Annotated in this window: 14 protein-coding genes; 12 read left to right on the top strand and 2 right to left on the bottom strand. The window is 59.0% G+C overall.

Going from position 1 to position 17,957, the window contains the following annotated elements; genetic code table 11:
* Positions 1-85: 85 nt before the first annotated feature.
* The 12 genes from KDX39_RS17190 (at position 86) to KDX39_RS17135 (ending at position 15,051) form a co-directional block, all read left to right on the top strand.
* Positions 86-1,489, top strand: coding sequence for a polynucleotide adenylyltransferase PcnB (locus tag KDX39_RS17190; RefSeq protein WP_231661174.1), 1,404 nt, complete (start codon positions 86-88; stop codon positions 1,487-1,489).
* On the top strand, positions 1,482-1,988 hold the full coding sequence (gene folK / locus KDX39_RS17185) for a 2-amino-4-hydroxy-6-hydroxymethyldihydropteridine diphosphokinase (RefSeq protein ID WP_231661173.1): 507 nt from the start codon (positions 1,482-1,484) through the stop codon (positions 1,986-1,988). The genes KDX39_RS17190 and folK overlap by 8 nt, the downstream gene beginning before the upstream one ends.
* Positions 1,989-2,220: 232 nt before the next feature.
* Positions 2,221-3,021, top strand: coding sequence for a 3-methyl-2-oxobutanoate hydroxymethyltransferase (panB, locus tag KDX39_RS17180; RefSeq protein ID WP_231661172.1), 801 nt, complete (start codon positions 2,221-2,223; stop codon positions 3,019-3,021).
* Positions 3,018-3,869, top strand: coding sequence for a pantoate--beta-alanine ligase (gene panC / locus KDX39_RS17175; protein WP_231661171.1), 852 nt, complete (start codon positions 3,018-3,020; stop codon positions 3,867-3,869). Before panB ends, panC begins: the two co-directional genes overlap by 4 nt.
* A gap of 7 nt (positions 3,870-3,876) precedes the next feature.
* Complete coding sequence (gene panD / locus KDX39_RS17170) at positions 3,877-4,257, top strand: aspartate 1-decarboxylase (RefSeq protein WP_025996635.1); 381 nt, start codon at positions 3,877-3,879, stop codon at positions 4,255-4,257.
* A gap of 185 nt (positions 4,258-4,442) precedes the next feature.
* Positions 4,443-6,107, top strand: coding sequence for a glucose-6-phosphate isomerase (pgi, locus tag KDX39_RS17165; RefSeq protein ID WP_099226805.1), 1,665 nt, complete (start codon positions 4,443-4,445; stop codon positions 6,105-6,107).
* Between the two features lie 153 nt (positions 6,108-6,260).
* Complete coding sequence (gene acs / locus KDX39_RS17160) at positions 6,261-8,198, top strand: acetate--CoA ligase (protein ID WP_231661170.1); 1,938 nt, start codon at positions 6,261-6,263, stop codon at positions 8,196-8,198.
* A gap of 52 nt (positions 8,199-8,250) precedes the next feature.
* Positions 8,251-9,117 (top strand): oxygenase MpaB family protein, encoded by an 867-nt coding sequence (locus KDX39_RS17155; protein ID WP_099226803.1) that lies wholly within the window; start codon positions 8,251-8,253, stop codon positions 9,115-9,117.
* Between the two features lie 127 nt (positions 9,118-9,244).
* Complete coding sequence (locus KDX39_RS17150) at positions 9,245-10,423, top strand: acetyl-CoA C-acetyltransferase (RefSeq protein WP_231661169.1); 1,179 nt, start codon at positions 9,245-9,247, stop codon at positions 10,421-10,423.
* Between the two features lie 195 nt (positions 10,424-10,618).
* Complete coding sequence (locus KDX39_RS17145; RefSeq protein WP_210070770.1) at positions 10,619-11,635, top strand: class I SAM-dependent rRNA methyltransferase; 1,017 nt, start codon at positions 10,619-10,621, stop codon at positions 11,633-11,635.
* A gap of 108 nt (positions 11,636-11,743) precedes the next feature.
* Positions 11,744-14,722 (top strand): DUF748 domain-containing protein, encoded by a 2,979-nt coding sequence (locus KDX39_RS17140; RefSeq protein WP_231661168.1) that lies wholly within the window; start codon positions 11,744-11,746, stop codon positions 14,720-14,722.
* Between the two features lie 50 nt (positions 14,723-14,772).
* Positions 14,773-15,051 carry a DUF2845 domain-containing protein gene (locus KDX39_RS17135; protein ID WP_231661195.1) on the top strand — a complete coding sequence of 93 codons (279 nt, stop codon included), beginning with the start codon at positions 14,773-14,775 and terminating at the stop codon, positions 15,049-15,051.
* Between the two features lie 137 nt (positions 15,052-15,188).
* Here KDX39_RS17135 and KDX39_RS17130 read toward each other — a convergent pair whose 3' ends face one another.
* Together KDX39_RS17130 and pnp are read right to left on the bottom strand one after the other, a co-directional pair.
* Positions 15,189-15,542 carry a BON domain-containing protein gene (locus KDX39_RS17130; RefSeq protein WP_083182391.1) on the bottom strand — a complete coding sequence of 118 codons (354 nt, stop codon included), beginning with the start codon at positions 15,540-15,542 and terminating at the stop codon, positions 15,189-15,191.
* 287 nt (positions 15,543-15,829) lie between these two features.
* A complete protein-coding gene (gene pnp / locus KDX39_RS17125) occupies positions 15,830-17,935 on the bottom strand; it encodes a polyribonucleotide nucleotidyltransferase (protein WP_004879969.1) in 2,106 nt (701 codons plus the stop codon).
* Positions 17,936-17,957: the final 22 nt, after the last annotated feature.

Genomic DNA, 17,957 nt, shown 5'->3' with positions numbered 1-17,957 from the left:
ATCCCTCGACTAAATGCTAGAATCCCCGCCCATCATGCGGTCATTCCACGTTTTTGGCCGAATATTCCTTCAAACAGTGCCTCCCATGCTGAAGAAGCTGTTCCAGTCATTTCGCTCTCCACTGCGCAAGCCGCAGCAACACACGCGCACCACGCCTGAAGTGCTCAATAGCGGCCAGCATTCGCTGCAACGCGGTCAATTCAGTCGCTACGCCGTCAATATCGTCGAGCGCCTGCAAAACGCAGGCTACCAGGCCTATCTGGTCGGTGGCTGCGTCCGTGACATGATGCTCAATATCACGCCCAAGGATTTCGACGTCGCCACCAGCGCCACGCCGGAGCAGGTGCGTGCCGAGTTTCGCAACGCCCGAATCATTGGCCGCCGGTTCAAGCTGGTCCATATCCACTTCGGTCGCGAAATCATCGAAGTCGCCACGTTCCGCGCCAATCATCCACAGGATGACGAAGAAGAGGACAGCAATCAGTCCTCGCGCAACGAAAGCGGGCGCATCCTGCGTGACAACGTATACGGCACCCTTGAAGAGGACGCTCAGCGTCGCGACTTCACGATCAACGCTTTGTATTACGATCCGGTCACCGAGCGCGTGCTGGATTACGCCAACGGTGTGCACGACATCCGCAATCGCCTGATCCGACTGATTGGCGATCCCGAACAGCGCTACAAGGAAGACCCGGTGCGCATGCTGCGTGCCGTGCGTTTCGCCGCCAAGCTGGATTTCGGTATTGAAAAGCACAGCGCCCTGCCGATTCGTCCGCTGGCCGCCATGCTTCGTGATATTCCGTCGGCACGCCTGTTCGAAGAAGTGCTCAAGCTGTTCCTTTCCGGTCATGCCGCCTCGACATTCGAGATGCTGGTGGATCTGGAACTGTTCGACCCCCTGTTCCCGGCCAGCTCCAAGGCGCTGGAGTACAACCCGACCTATACGCACACGCTGATCAGTAATGCCCTGATCAACACCGACCTGCGCATCAAGCAGAACAAGCCGGTCACCCCGGCCTTCCTGTTTGCCGCGCTGCTCTGGCCTGCATTGCCTGCCAAGGTGCTTCGCGCTCAGGAGCGCGGTATGCCGCCGATCGCCGCGATGCAGGAAGCTGCACACGAACTGATCATCGAGCAGTGCCAGCGCATCGCGATTCCGAAGCGTTTCACGATGCCGATCCGTGAGATCTGGGACATGCAGGAGCGTCTGCCACGTCGCTCGGGCAAGCGCGCGGATCTGCTGCTCGACAATTCACGCTTCCGCGCCGGTTACGATTTCCTGCTGCTGCGCGAAACCGCAGGCGAACAGACCGACGGCCTGGGCCAGTGGTGGACCGATTACCAGGAATGTAACGAAAGCGAGCGTCGCGACATGATTCGCGACTTGAGTGGCAAGTCTGAAGCAGCCGGTGCCGCTCCGCGCAAACGTCGGCGCAGCAGCGGCGCGAAGCGCAAGCGCACCGGTGCCGAGACGTCCGGCGGTGAGTAACATCTCGTTAAACACTGAGCGCGTCTATATCGGCCTGGGCAGCAACCTTGCCGACCCGGCCGAACAACTGCGCAGCGCCCTCAAGGCACTGGAATTGCTGCCAGGCAGCCAACTGACGGGCGTTTCTTCGTTCTACGTCAGTGACTCGCTGCTCCCCGGCCAACCGCGCTTCACCAACGCGGTCGCCGCGCTGGACACCGCCCTCGCTCCGCTGGTCCTGCTCGACGCGCTTCAATCCATCGAACTGGATCAGGGCCGTGAGCGCCACGAGCGTTGGGGGCCGCGCACACTGGATCTGGATATCCTGCTGTTCGGCAATCATCTGATCGACGAACCCCGTCTCAAGGTGCCGCATTACCACATGCAGGAAAGGCCGTTCGTGCTTTATCCGCTGGCCGAACTGGCACCTGACCTGACCCTCGCCGATGGTCGAGAACTGGGTCAATTGCTGAGTGAATGCCCGTTCGCTGGCCTGGAACGTTTGTCCGCTCAGGCGTAGTGCCCTCCTGCCACCCGTTACCGTTGCTGTAACCGCTCCTGCAAACGGTAACACCCGCAATTGACTTCACGCCCCCTCCTCACGAAGATAGGCCTCCCGCCGCCACCCCCGTGGCGAACGGGCGCGAAACAGGCCTTTGCAAAACACCGCGACACGACGGTGTGCCTGCTTTTCCAAGATGACTCTCACGCGCTGAGTGCCGCAGTTTTCAGCGCCTGATGGAGGACTTTACATGCCGAACATAACCGTTACGTCGCTGCTGGGTATGAAACAGAAAGGTGAAAAGATCACCATGCTGACCTGCTACGACGCGACCTTCGCCCAGGCTGCCAGTCAGGCGGGCGTCGAAGTGCTGCTGATAGGTGACTCACTGGGCATGGTCCTGCAGGGTCATGACAGCACGCTGCCTGTCACCACTGCGGAAATGGCCTATCACGTCGCATGCGTCAAACGCGGCAATCAGGGTGCGATGATCCTCGCTGACCTGCCTTTCATGGCCAATGCCACGCTGGACCAGACCTTCGTCAACAGCACAACGCTGATGCAGGCCGGCGCGCACATGGTCAAGGTCGAAGGCGCTGCCTGGCTGGCCGAGTCGATCCGTCTCCTGGCAGAGCGCGGCATTCCGGTCTGCGCCCACATGGGCCTGACGCCACAATCGGTCAACGTGCTGGGCGGTTACAAGGTTCAGGGACGCCTGGAAACCCAGGCACGCCAGATGCGTGCCGACGCCATTACGCTGGAGCAGGCCGGGGCGGCGATGATTCTGCTCGAATGCGTGCCGAGCGAACTGGCGGAAGAAATCACTCACGCGGTGAAGATCCCGGTCATCGGTATCGGCGCAGGCAGTGCAACTGACGGCCAGGTGCTGGTGCTGCACGACATGCTTGGCCTGTCCATCACCGGACGCGTTCCCAAGTTCGTGAAGAACTTCATGGTCGGCCAGCCTGATATCCAGTCGGCCATCCAGGCGTATGTAAGCGCCGTCAAAGACGTTAGCTTTCCTGCTATCGAACATGGATTCTCGGCATGATCACAGTCTCAACCGTTTCGGAACTGCGCGCAGCGGTCGCCAATGCACGCCGTGAAGGCAAACGCATCGGCCTGACACCGACCATGGGCAACCTGCACAGCGGCCATGCGGCACTGGTGACCCGTGCAACCCAGTGCGCAGACTTTGTGGTCGCGACTATTTTCGTCAATCCTTTGCAGTTCGGCGCCAACGAAGACCTGGCCACCTACCCGCGCACCCTGACGGCAGATCAGGAACGCCTTGAAGACGCAGGCTGCGACCTGCTGTTCACGCCCACCGTTGAAGAGATGTACCCCAACGGTATGGGCGTGCAGACGCTCGTCAGCGTGCCGCTTGTCTCCGAAGGTCTGTGCGGCGCGAGTCGACCCGGCCATTTCGACGGTGTCGCGACAGTTGTCAGCAAGCTGTTCAACATGGTCCAGCCCGATGTTGCCGTGTTCGGCGAAAAGGACTTTCAGCAACTGGCGGTGATTCGCGCCATGGTCCGCGACCTGAACATGCCGATCCAGATCATCGGTGAGCCGACCGTACGCGCCGACGATGGCCTGGCACTGTCCTCACGCAATGGCTACCTGAACGAAGAACAACGCGCCGCCGCGCCCGCGCTCTATCGCGTGCTTCGCCAGATTGGCGATGCGATCACCGTCGGCGAACAGGATTTCGATGGCCTGCTGCACCGCAACCGGCAACAACTGGAAGCCGCAGGCTTTCGTATCGACTATCTGGAAATACGCGAGGCCACCAGCCTGCGCCCGGCCACTGCGCAGGATCGCGACCTGGTCGTCATAGCCGCCGCGTTCATGGGCACGACCCGCCTGATCGACAATCTGCACCTGATCAAGGAATAACAACAAGATGCACACCGTGATGCTCAAAGCCAAACTGCACCGTGCCGAAGTGACCCATGCGGTACTCGATTACGAAGGCTCGTGCGCCATTGATGGCGAATGGCTGGACCTGTCGGGAATTCGTGAATACGAGCAGATCCAGATCTACAACATCGACAACGGTGAACGCTTCACCACCTACGCCATTCGCGGTGAAGAAGGCTCGCGCATGATCTCGGTGAATGGTGCAGCGGCGCACAAAGCGAAAGTCGGCGACCGGGTGATCATTTGCGCCTACGCTCATTATTCGGAAGCAGAGCTGGTCAATTTCAAGCCGCGCATGCTGTACATGGCGCCGGGCAATGAACTAAGCCACACCAGTAATGCCATACCCGTACAGTTTGCGTAACCGATTGCTGACAGCATTCGGCTGAAAAGCCCGCCTGTTGTGTGAGAAATAGTACCGGGCTCAAGTACGGCGAAGCGCAGACAAACAGGTAGACGAGGGCGTAGTCTGCGTAATGTGGCCAACGGGTCAAATCGCAACCTCGCTCCATAAAGCCCCAGAAGATCCAGTTAAGGAAACCCGCAGCGATGGCGTACTACCGCACTCCTTCCGATGTGACCGCTCTGCCCGCCTGGCAGGCGTTGAGTGAACACCGCAAAGCCATGCAGGATTTCAGCATGCGCGAAGCGTTCAATGCAGATCCACAGCGCTTCAGCGAGTTCACCCTGAGCAGCGCTGGCCTGTTCCTCGATTATTCGAAAAACCTGATTACTACCGAGACGCGTGACTTGCTGGTAAGCCTGGCCAATGAAGTGGGCCTGAAAGACGCGATCAAGGCACAGTATGACGGCGAACTGGTCAACTCCTCCGAAGGCCGCCCTGCCCTGCACACGGCCCTGCGTCGTCCTGTCGGCGACAAGCTGAAGGTCAATGGCGTCGATGTCATCCCGGATGTACATCGTGTGCTCAACCAGATGACTGAACTGGTCGGCCGCATCCACGACGGTCTGTGGCGTGGTTATACCGAGAAGCCCATCACTGACGTGGTCAACATCGGTATTGGTGGTTCCTTCCTCGGTCCTGAGCTGGTATCCGAAGCGCTGGTCGCCTACGCCCACAAAGGCGTGCGCTGCCATTACCTGGCGAACATCGACGGCAGTGAGTTCCATGAGCTGTCGATGAAGATTCGTGCAGAGACCACGCTGTTCATTGTTTCGTCGAAATCCTTCAACACGCTTGAAACGCTGAAGAACGCACAGGCTGCACGTGCCTGGTATCTCGCGCAGGGCGGTTCCGAAGCGGAATTGCATCGTCACTTCATTGCGGTGTCCAGCAACAATGCTGCGGCCGTGGCCTTCGGTATTCGCGAAGAAAACATTTTCCCGATGTGGGACTGGGTAGGCGGTCGCTACTCGCTGTGGTCGGCAATCGGCCTGCCGATTGCGTTGGCGATCGGCATGTCCAACTTCAAGGAACTGCTGTCCGGTGCCTACACCATGGACCAGCATTTCCAGAGCGCGCCGTTCGAGAAGAACATGCCGGTGCTGCTGGCCTTGCTGGGCGTGTGGTACGGCAATTTCTGGAATGCGCAGAGCCACGCGATTCTGCCGTATGACCACTACCTGCGTAACATCACCAAGCATTTGCAGCAGCTGGACATGGAATCCAACGGCAAAAGCGTGCGCCAGGACGGAACGCCGGTCTCTACCGACACCGGCCCGGTCATCTGGGGCGGCGTGGGCGCCAACGGCCAACACGCCTATCACCAGTTGCTGCATCAAGGCACCCAGATGATCCCGGCCGACTTCATTGTGCCGATCGTCAGCTTCAATCCGGTTTCCGACCACCATCAGTGGTTGTACGCCAACTGCCTGTCGCAGAGCCAGGCCCTGATGATGGGCAAGACGAAGTCTGAAGCCGAAGCCGAGCTGCGCGAAAAAGGCATGGGCGAGGACGACGTGCAGAAACTGGCACCGCACAAGGTCATCCCTGGCAACCGTCCGAGCAACACGCTGGTCGTCGAACGCATCAGCCCACGCCGTCTCGGCGCGCTGGTGGCGATGTATGAACACAAGGTGTTCGTGCAAAGCGTGGTCTGGGGCACCAATGCCTTCGACCAGTGGGGCGTCGAGCTGGGCAAGGAAATGGGCAAAGCGGTCTACCATCGCCTGACCGGTGGTACCGAAGAGCCGGCTGACGATGCATCGACCCAGGGCCTGATCAACTACTTCCGTGGTCGTCACCGCGGATGACCTGATCGAGCCCGAGCACTGCGCTCGCCTCGACATTGATCGTGACCACGCTGGCGCGTGGTCACGATCAGTGGGCTGAACCTCTTTACGTATTGAACCCCTTTCCCCACGCATGACTCCCATTTCTGTGGATCACAGAATAAGGAAGCCGTCATGTTCGATATCAGTGCTTTCCCCAAGGCTGACGCAGTGCGCAAAGATGCGCATCTCAGCGAAGCCGACTATCAGCGCCTCTACCGCCAATCGATCGATCACCCCGATGAGTTCTGGGCCGAACAGGCCGAAACCTTTCTCGACTGGTCGGCTCCCTGGAGTCAGGTGCATCAGGCTGACCTCACCACAGGGCATGCCACCTGGTTCAAGGACGGCAAGCTCAACGTCAGCCACAATTGCATCGACCGCCACTTGCCGGGTCGAGCCGATCAGATCGCGATTATCTGGGAGGGTGACAACCCTTCCGAATCAGCCGAAATTACCTACCGGAAACTGCATCACCACGTTGCCCGCCTGGCGAACGTGCTGAAAATGCGCGGCGTGAAAAAAGGCGACCGTGTGTGCATCTACATGCCGATGATCCCCGAAGCCGCTTACGCAATGCTGGCCTGCGCCCGCATCGGCGCGGTGCATTCGGTCGTGTTTGGCGGCTTCTCGCCCGATGCCCTGCGCGACAGGATTCTCGACGCCGACTGCCGAACCGTGATCACCGCCGACGAAGGTATTCGTGGCGGCAAGTACATCCCGCTCAAGGCCAATGTAGATCAAGCGCTGCAAAGCTGTCCCGATGTCAGCACCGTGCTGGTTGTCGAGCGCACCCAAGGCGAGATCGACTGGGTCAAAAACCGTGACATCTGGTACCACGAAGCAATTCATGGTGTTGACCATGACTGTCCGCCGGAACAGATGGATGCCGAAGATCCTCTGTTCATTCTGTATACCTCCGGCAGCACCGGCAAACCCAAAGGCGTGCTGCATACCACTGGCGGCTATCTGTTACAGGCGGCCATGACGCACAAGGTCGTGTTCGATTACCGGGACGGCGAAGTATTCTGGTGCACCGCGGATGTCGGCTGGGTCACCGGGCACAGCTACATCGTCTACGGACCGTTGGCCAATGGCGCGACCACGCTGATGTTCGAGGGCGTTCCCAACTACCCCGACGCGTCGCGCTTCTGGCAGGTTATCGACAAGCACCAGGTCAACATTTTCTACACCGCGCCCACGGCCTTGCGCGCGTTGATGCGTGAGGGCACAGGGCCGCTGCAAGGATCATCCCGCGAAAGTCTGCGACTGCTGGGCAGCGTCGGCGAGCCGATCAATCCCGAAGCGTGGGAATGGTATTTCCATCAGGTCGGCAAACAGCGTTGCCCCATCGTCGATACCTGGTGGCAGACCGAAACCGGCGGCATCATGCTGACGCCACTCACCGGTTTCAGCCGGATAAAGCCCGGTTGCGCCACAGCCCCCCTGTTTGGCGTACAACCTGTGCTGCTCGACGAGCAAGGCAAGGAAATCGAGGGCCCCGGCAGCGGCCTGCTGGCGATGAAAGCCAGTTGGCCGGGGCAGATTCGCAGTGTGTACGGCGATCCGCAACGCATGATCGACACTTATTTCAAACCCTTCCCCGGTTACTACTTCACGGGTGACGGCGCTCGGCGTGACGAAGACGGCGATTATTGGATCACTGGCCGCGTGGACGATGTGATCAACGTCTCCGGGCATCGCATCGGCACTGCCGAGGTCGAAAGCGCGCTGGTGCTGCATGACAATATCGCCGAAGCCGCGGTGGTGGGTTATCCACATGATGTCAAAGGCATGGGCATCTATGCCTTTGTCACGCCCATCAACGGGATCGCCCCCAGTGACGATCTGAAAAGGGAATTGCTCGGCCACGTCAGCAAGGAGATTGGCAGTTTCGCCAAACCCGATCATGTGCAATGGGCATCAGCGCTGCCGAAAACCCGCTCGGGCAAGATCATGCGCCGCATCCTGCGCAAGATCGCCTGCAACGAACTCGACAGCCTGGGTGACACGTCAACCCTGGCAGATCCGGGCGTGGTTGAGGATCTGATCGACAAACGCTTGAATCGCTGAAGCGCACAAGGCATGGTCAGCGCCGCGCATGCAGTATTAGTCCTGAGGGAACATGGAATTCATTCGCAGTCGTATTGAAGCTCAGGTGATCAATCTGACCGGCCTTTCACTGGGCCAGCTGGACCTGGAAAACCCCAAGGGCGACCCAGGTCTTTTCGGCCCGCAGGCTGTCTGCTGGAAGGTGCACAGCGACTTCACCAGCATGCTGGTCGGCGGCATCAGCGCACTGATGTTGCAGGCGCTGCACCCACTGGCGCTGGCCGGCATCTGGGACCACTCCAATTTTCGCGATGACATGCTCGGTCGTCTGCGGCGCACAGGGCAGTTTCTGTCGGGTACGACCTTTGGCTCGACCCGGGACGCCAACTGGCTGATCGAGAAAGTGCGCACCATTCACCTGCAAATCATCGGTACCGCACCCGACGGCAGACCCTACGCAGCCAGTGACCCGGTTCTGCTGACGTGGGTGCATGTGGCCGAAGTCAGCAGTTTCATGGCGGCGCACCTGCGCTACGTCAATCCGCTGCTTTCAACGGCCGATCAGGACACCTACTACGCCGAAACCGCTTTGGTTGCCGAGCGGCTTGGAGCTCGGGACGTGCCGCGCTCACGCCAAGCGATTGCCGACTATCTGGCCAGCGTTCGTAAGGACCTTGTGTGCGACGAGCGCAGCAGGGAAGTGCTGCGACTGCTACTGGACGCCCCCGCGCCTAACTGGCTGGCCAAGCCTTTCGGCGTACTGATGATGCAGGCCGGAATCGAGCTGCTGCCGACATGGGCCAGTGACATGCTGAATGTTGCCCAAGGACCGTCGAAACGAAAGATGATCCGTTCAGGAGTCAACCGCTGCGCATCTGTTTTGCGCTGGGCAGTGCGAGATGGCTCGTCTCACAGGGCAAGGCGACGAATGGGTCTTTGATCGAGGCGAAAAGTGACCGGCGGGTTCGCAGTTGGAAGATTGACCCCCATCTGTGACACCATGAGCCACGTGATCACGGCAGCCACGACCGATCGGCCGCCATCCAAAAACAATGAGGATCCGCACCATGCAAGACGTCGTTATCGTTGCCGCCACCCGCACTGCCGTGGGCAGTTTCCAGGGCTCTCTGGCCACTGTCCCCGCCGTCGATCTCGGCGCTGCGGTCATTCGTCGGCTTCTGGAACAGACCGGTGTGGACGGTGCGCAGGTCGATGAGGTCATCATGGGCCAGGTGCTCACTGCCGGTGCCGGTCAGAACCCGGCCCGTCAGGCGGCCATCAAGGCCGGCCTGCCCTTCGCCGTGCCGGCCATGACCCTGAACAAGGTCTGCGGCTCGGGCCTCAAGGCATTGCATCTGGCGACCCAGGCCATCCGCTGTGGCGACGCTGAAATCATCATTGCCGGCGGCCAGGAAAACATGAGCCTGGCCAATTACGTCCTGCCCGGCGCACGAACCGGTCTGCGCATGGGGCACGCCACGATGATCGACACCATGATCAGCGATGGCCTGTGGGACGCCTTCAACGACTATCACATGGGCATTACCGCCGAGAATCTGGCCGAAAAGTACGAAATCAGCCGCGAGGCGCAGGATGCTTTCGCCGCATCATCCCAGCAGAAAGCGATTGCTGCCATCGAGGGCGGGCGCTTTGTCGATGAAATCACCCCGATCCTGATTCCGCAGCGTAAAGGCGATCCGCTGTCTTTCGCCACCGATGAGCAACCGCGCGCAGGCACCACCGCCGAAGCACTGGCCAAGCTCAAGCCTGCGTTCAAGAAGGACGGCACGGTAACCGCCGGTAATGCGTCCTCGCTGAACGATGGCGCTGCGGCAGTCATGCTGATGAGCGCCGCCAAGGCTGAACAATTGGGCCTACCCGTGCTGGCACGAATTGCAGGTTACGCCAACGCTGGCGTAGACCCGGCCATCATGGGCATCGGCCCGGTCAGCGCCACCCGCCGCTGCCTCGACAAGGCAGGCTGGACACTTGAGCAACTGGACCTGATCGAAGCCAACGAGGCCTTCGCCGCGCAGTCGCTGTCGGTCGGCAAGGAGCTGGGGCTTGATCCGGCAAAGCTCAACGTCAACGGCGGCGCCATCGCCATTGGCCATCCCATCGGTGCATCAGGCTGCCGCGTGCTGGTCACGCTGCTGCACGAAATGATCAAGCGCGACGCCAAAAAAGGCCTGGCGACCCTTTGCATTGGTGGCGGTCAGGGTGTGGCGCTGGCGCTGGCTCGATAAGCGCCGCGTACACCCTGAAGAAATGCAGTTTGATAGAGGGGCTCGCCACGTCTTTGACACAGCGCCGTCGCGCCGCCTTCCACGAAAAGATGTCTGCTGTGAGACGCAAGCGCGGCATTTCAAGCGATGCGTCTCCAGCCTGCCAGTAACTGTTAAACTCCCGCGCCTCATTCCATCCAGCCCGAGGCGCGTCGTATGTCTTCCCTGAATCAGGCGCTCAGCGTCGCCCTCGATAATCGTCAGCGCCTTTTCGATGAGTTGCACGAGCAAGGCACTGATTGTTATCGCCTGTTCCATGGCAGCCAAGAGGGTGCGAGCGGCCTGACCATCGACCGCTATGGCCCGCAACTGCTCGTGCAGAGCTTTCACACCGCGCTTGAACGTGAATCGCTGCTTGAGCTGCATGCACAGGTCAACCGTCATCTGGGGCTGGAAACCCTGCTGGTCTACAACGATCGTTCGCAGGGCAACTCGCGCATTGATCGTCAGGACGCCGTCTACAAGGCCGATGACCTCTCGCTTGCAGATCAGGTCGGTCACGAGTGGGGCTTGAATTATCGGGTTCGGGGTCGCCATGCCGGACAGGATCCGCTGCTGTTTCTCGACCTGCGCAACACACGTGGCTGGGTCAAACAGCACAGCGCCGGCAAGAGTGTCCTGAACCTGTTTGCCTACACCTGCGGCGTCGGCCTGAGCGCGGCGGCCGGTGGCGCCAGCGAGGTGTGTAATCTGGACTTTGCCGAGGGCAATCTGGCCGTCGGCCGCGAAAACGGTGCGTTGAATCCGCAACTGCCGACCATGCAGTTCATCCAGTCCGACTACTTCCCGGCCATCCGCCAATTGGCCGGTCTTCCGGTGTCGGCTCGACGCAGTCAGAAACTGCCGGATTACATCAAGCTGCAGCCGCGTCAGTACGACATGGTGCTTCTGGATCCGCCTGCCTGGGCCAAGAGCGCGTTCGGCACCGTCGACCTGCTGCGCGACTACCAGAGCCTGCTCAAGCCTGCGCTATTGAGCACCGCAGACGACGGCGTGCTCATCTGCTGCAACAACCTGGCGAAGGTCAGCATGGAAGACTGGCGCGAACAGGTGCTGCGCTGCGCTACCAAGGCGGGTCGACCGGTACGTGAGTGGCAGGTCATGAAGCCTGCCGAGGATTTTCCTTCCATGGATAACCAGCCGCCTCTGAAAACCTTGATCCTGCAATTCTAGGTCGCCGGAATACCAGAAACTTCCTACGAGCAAGGTTGGCATTGGCTTGGGAACCGAACAGGCATGCCATACTCCAAGGACCTCCGAAACAGCGAGACGCCTTAACCCATGTCCAGAGGATTGAAAATCACGTTTGGCTCACTGCTGAGCGTGGTCGTGCTCTACAGCTTGTTGGGGTTTTTCATCCTTCCGGGGATCGCCTTGCGAGTCGCGAACCAGCAACTGGCGAACTATTCGACGGCACCTGCAAAGATCGAGCGTCTGGAGTTCAACCCTTACACACTCGAGCTGACCCTGTGGGGCCTGAACATTGGCACGCCTGGCCAGGAGCAGATCGCCTTCGAAAAGCTTTACGCCAATCTTCAGTTCGACAGCCTCTGGACCCGCGCTCTGCACCTGCAACGCGTTGAATTGCTCCAGCCCAAGACTGAACTGCTGTTCGACAAGCAGGGCAAGCTGAATCTGGCGCAACTTTTCACGTTTCCGGCGAGCGAGACCGTCAAGGACGAGGCACCGGGCAAGCCGTTTCCGCTGCGTATCGACGAAATCAGGCTGGCTGACGGTTATCTGCATTTCCGCGACCTGCGCCCCAGCGAACCCATCGAGTTTCTTTACGACAAGCTGAACTTCGAATTGAAGAACCTCAGCACCCTGCCCGAAGACAATGCTGACATGACGTTGGTTGCGGCAGGCCCTGATGGCGGGCAAATCGACTGGGTAGGCCGTATCAGCATTGTGCCGATCACCTCCGAAGGCACTTTGAAAGTCACCGACGGCAAGATGAAACTCTGGTGGCCTTACGTCCGTGACGCGCTTCCCTTGGCGCTTCAGGACGGCGTGCTGAATTTCAGTACCGCTTACACACTTGATCTGTCCAAGGACACCGAACTCAAGCTGACCAACCTCTCGGCCAGTGTCGCGCCATTCGGGCTCAATGCACCCGACGGCCGTCCACTTATGCGCCTCAAGCGTCTGGATGTCAGCGAAACGACGGTCGATCTGGCCAGACAACACGTCAATGTCGGCAAGATCCGCAGTCAGGGGCTGGAAACCTGGGCAGCCCGTGAAGCGGACGGTCAACTGGACTGGCAGAAGCTGTTTGCCAGCAAGCCTGACAAACCCGCCGCACCTAAGAAACCGCCAGTCGATGAGAAAGCCGCAGAACCTGCGCCGGTCACCGATGCTTCGGCCAAGGCGACAGCCAGTTCAGGCAAGCCTGGAAAACCATGGCAAGTGGTGCTGCGCGATGTGCAGCTTCGCAATTACCAGGTCCATCTGGCGGACCGAGTGCCCACGGAGCCTGTACTTCTGGATGTCGGCCCGCTGAATCTGGATGTGCAGAACTTCGACAGCCTCAATACGTCGCCTTTCACCCTCAAGCTCGACACCGGCGTGGGCAAACAAGGCAATCTGACTGCGGCTGGCGAGGTCAATCTCAATCCCGTCACTGCGCGGTTGAATGTCACTACCCGTGATATCGATCTGCGACTGGCCCAGTCCTATATCAATCCGTTCATCAAGCTTGAAATGCGCAGTGGCATGCTGGGCAGCGATCTGGCAGTGAACCTGAAAAGTACCGAGCCGCTGGCATTCAGCGTGACCGGCAAAGCACAGGTCAGTCAGCTCCATACGCTTGATACCCTCAAACAGCGCGATTTCCTCAAGTGGGAGAAGCTTGATCTGGAGGGTCTGGACTATCAGCACGGCGCCAGCCTGTCGATTGCCAAGGTAAACATGCTGCAGCCTTACGCGCGCTTCATGATCAACGACGACCGCACCACCAACATTGACGACCTGCTGATTCCGCAGCCTGAAGATGGAAAGCCGACGGCAACGTCGAAAGCCAATGCCAAAAACACACCCAAAGCCCCCAAAGAGAATCCACTGGGCATTTACGTAGGTGAAGTGAATATCAAGGATGGCTCGGCCAATTTTGCCGACCTGACGCTGACGCCCAACTTCTCCACGGCCGTGCAGCAGCTCAACGGGCGCATTGGCACCATCGACAACCGCCAGTCAAAGCCGGCGCCAGTGAATATCGAAGGCAAGGTTGATCGCTACGCACCGGTCACGATCAAAGGCAGCCTGAACCCGTTCGACCCGATGGCCAGTCTCGACATCGCGACCAGCTTCAAACGTGTCGAGCTGACAACACTGACGCCTTACTCGGGCAAGTTCGCCGGTTTCAGGATCCGCAAGGGTCGACTTAATCTGGACTTGCACTACCTGATTACCAACGGCCAGTTGAAAGCGCAGAACAAGGTGCTGGTGGAGCAACTGCAATTGGGCGAGAAAGTGGACAGCCCGGATGCGGTGGATCTGCCGATCCGGCTGGCGGTCGCGCTGCTCAAGGATACTCAGGGCCGCATCTCCATCGAACTGCCGGTAGAGGGTGACCTGAATAACCCTCAGTTCAGCGTGATGCCCATTGTCTGGCAAACCTTGCGCAACCTGGTGCTACGCGCAGCACAGGCGCCTTTCAAGATGTTGGGTGGTCTGGTGTCCGGTGGCAGCTCCGAGGACCTCGGTAACGTGAGTTTTGCGCCCGGCTCAAGCGACTTGAGTGCCGACACGCAAAAAGCCCTGGACAAGCTCTCGGCCGCCCTCAAGGAGCGTCCAACCCTGAAGCTCGAGATCGAAGGCACCAGCGCGGCCAGTAGCGACGGCCCGCTGATCGCCCGGCAGCGACTGGAGCGCGAGTATCAGGCGACCTACTACAAGATCCTGCAACGTCGTGGCGACAAGGTCCCTGCCAAGGCAGCGCTGCTGCAAGTGCCGGAAGACGAGAAGGCACCCATGCTGGAAGGCATCTACAGGGCTCGCCTGAAGCAACAGCCGCCGGCTGAGTGGGCAAACCTTGGCAAGGAGGAACGCTTCAATCAGATGCGTGCTGCCATGCTCAAGTTCTGGAGCGGCAATGAAGTCCTGCTTCGCGAGCTCGGACAGAATCGGGCCAGCAGCATCAAGGATTATCTGGTTGAAAAAGGAAAGCTTGAAGATGAACGCGTCTACTTCGTCGATGCCCGTCTGGGTCAGGCGCAGGCGGACGGCAGTGTTATCAGCCCATTGCATCTGGATAGCGAGTAGACACCTTGCCACAGCCATTTCGATCCACGCTTTGTCTGGCCCTTGTCATGATGACCGGGGCAGCCACGCTCGACGCGCACGCAGCTTCGACCTTGCGCTGCGGCAGCCAGTTGGTCAGCACAGGAGATAGAACCTTCGAGGTTCAGCAAAAATGCGGCGAGCCTGTCAGCCAACAGGTCGTGAGCAGTAAAGAAGTGGTGAATTACTACCGTCAGAGCGAAGAAGTCATTGTTGAAGAATGGGTCTACGGACCCAGCCACGGCATGTACCAATACCTGCGCTTTGTGGGCGGTCGACTCACCGAAATCCAGAGCAAACGCGGTAACTGAATCCGTTCCTGCTTTTTCTTTCCCGCAATAGAACAGGCCCCGACTCAAGAGCCGGGGCCTGTAATGGCTACATCCTTGTAGCCTCGCATGAACTTTCCATCGGTCAGATGACTGGGATGCTCATGGGCAGAATCTGATTACTCAGCTTTCAGGCCAGCGGCGGAAACGTCTTTCACGCCTTTGATTTTCTTGGTGATATCAACAGCCATTTTTTTCTGGCTGTCGGTCACAGCAACTGTCGAGGACAGGGAAACCACGCCTTTGTTGGTCTCAACCTTGATGTCCGAACCCGGGATGCCTTTTTCAGTCAGCAGGTCGGCTTTGACTTTGGTGGTGATCCAGGTGTCAGAGGTGTCTTCTTTGACTTCTTGAGTGGTGGTGTTGGCTGCCAGAACCATTGGAGATTGAACAGCGGTCTGTGCGAAAGCAGCGCCAGCCATGGTCAGAGTCAGGGTAGTAGCGGTAGCAGCAGCGATAACGAACTTCTTCATACGATAACTCCTGTTTTTCTCAAAATCTGCGCCAGCATGTGGCTGCAGGGTTATCAGGTATATCGCAAGTGCTGTGCCAATACGCAAACTCGAGATAAAACCAATAAAATCAACGAGTTAAAAATTCATCACTTTTACGTAATCGTGCAGTTTGCCCGCTTCCTCTCGTTTTACGCATGCAAGATGCATGTTTGCATCATGCTGTATGCAGCACGGCCTCATAAGCCATTAATTGCGCTCATAAAAAAAGGACCCCGAAGGGTCCTTTTTCAATGCTGCCTGATCAATCAGACGCCAGATGCTTTCGCAGCGGCGACGTCCTTGATCGACAGTTTGATACGGCCGCGGTTGTCCACGTCCAGTACCAGTACTTCAACTTCCTGACCTTCTTTCAGGATGTCGGTCACTTTCTCAACGCGAGCATCGCTCAACATGGAGATGTGAACCAGACCATCCTTGCCAGGCAGGATATTAACGAATGCGCCGAAATCGACGATGCGCTCAACCTTGCCGACATAGATCTTGCCGATTTCCGCTTCTGCTGTGATACCCAGAACACGCTGACGAGCTGCCTCAGCCGCTTCCTTGGATTCACCGAAGATCTTGATCGAGCCGTCGTCTTCGATATCGATCGAAGCCTTGGTCTCTTCACAGATTGCACGGATGGTGGCGCCGCCTTTACCGATGACGTCACGAATCTTGTCGGTATCGATCTTCATGGCGATCATGGTCGGAGCGTTGGCCGACAGTTCGGTACGCGACTGACCGATGATCTGGTTCATCTGACCGAGGATGTTCAGGCGAGCTTCCAGGGCCTGGCCCAGGGCGATCTCCATGATCTCTTCGGTGATGCCCTTGATCTTGATGTCCATCTGCAGCGCGGTCACACCTTTGGCGGTACCGGCTACTTTGAAGTCCATGTCGCCGAGGTGGTCTTCGTCACCCAAGATGTCAGTCAGAACGGCGAACTTCTCGCCTTCCTTGACCAGACCCATGGCGATACCGGCAACCGGCGCCTTCATCGGCACGCCGGCGTCCATCAGTGCCAGGGATGCACCGCAGACCGAAGCCATGGAGCTGGAGCCGTTGGACTCAGTGATTTCCGATACCACACGAATGGTGTAAGGGAACACATCAGCGCCCGGCAGCATGGCCTGTACGCTGCGGCGTGCCAGACGGCCGTGACCGATTTCGCGACGGCCTGCGCCACCCATGCGACCGCACTCGCCCACCGAGAACGGAGGGAAGTTGTAGTGCAGCATGAAGGGGTCTTTCTTCTCGCCTTCAAGCGTATCGAGCAGTTGTGCATCACGCGCGGTACCCAGCGTGGCAACGACCAGCGCCTGAGTTTCGCCACGGGTGAACAGTGCCGAACCGTGGGTCTTCGGCAGAACGCCGACTTCGATGTTCAGAGGACGGACGGTGCGGGTGTCACGGCCATCGATACGCGGCTTGCCGTTGACGATGTTTTCGCGAACGGTGCGGTATTCGATTTCACCGAAAGCGGCTTTGACTTCGCTTGCAGACGGGCTGCCTTCTTCGACAGCCAGCTTGGCGACGATCTGCTCACGCAGCTCGCCCAGACGCGCGTAACGGTCGGCCTTGATGGTGATGGTGTAAGCCTGGGAGATCGCTTCGCCGAACTCGGCACGGATCGCACCCAGCAATGCGGTCGCTTCAGGCTTTGGCTGCCAGGTCCAGGTAGGCTTGGCGGCTTCGGCAGCCAGCTCCTTGACGGCATTGATCACAACCTGGAACTCGTCGTGTGCGAACAGCACAGCGCCCAGCATCTGGTCTTCGGTCAGTTCCTTGGCTTCCGATTCCACCATCAGAACGGCCTCGGAAGTACCGGCGACGACCATGTCCAGGCTCGACGCCTGAAGCTGCTCGTAAGTCGGGTTCAGCAGGTAGCCGGTGCTTTCGTGGAAAGCAACGCGCGCAGCGCCGACCGGGCCGTCGAACGGAATGCCGGAGATCGCCAGGGCAGCCGATGTACCGATCATCGCAGCGATGTCCGGATCGGTTTTCTTGCTGGTGGAAACGACGGTGCAGACAACCTGCACTTCGTTCATGAAGCCTTCAGGGAACAGTGGGCGGATCGGGCGATCGATCAGACGCGAGGTGAGGGTTTCTTTCTCGGAAGGACGGCCTTCACGCTTGAAGAAACCGCCAGGAATTTTGCCGGCAGCGTAGGTCTTTTCCTGATAGTGCACAGACAGAGGGAAGAAGCCTTTGCTGGCATCGGCTTGCTTGGCGCCGACAACAGTCACCAACACGCTGACGTCGTCGTCAACGGTGACCAATACTGCGCCGGAGGCCTGACGGGCGATACGGCCTGTCTCGAGGGTTACGGTCGATTGACCGAACTGAAACTTCTTGATTACCGGGTTCACGGTTTCCTACCTTTCTTTGTGG

It is taken from the genome of Pseudomonas sp. CDFA 610 (assembly GCF_021147865.1).
In the GTDB taxonomy this organism is placed as follows: Bacteria; Pseudomonadota; Gammaproteobacteria; order Pseudomonadales; family Pseudomonadaceae; genus Aquipseudomonas; species Aquipseudomonas alliivorans.
This window is presented reverse-complemented; position numbering and strand designations above follow the sequence as displayed.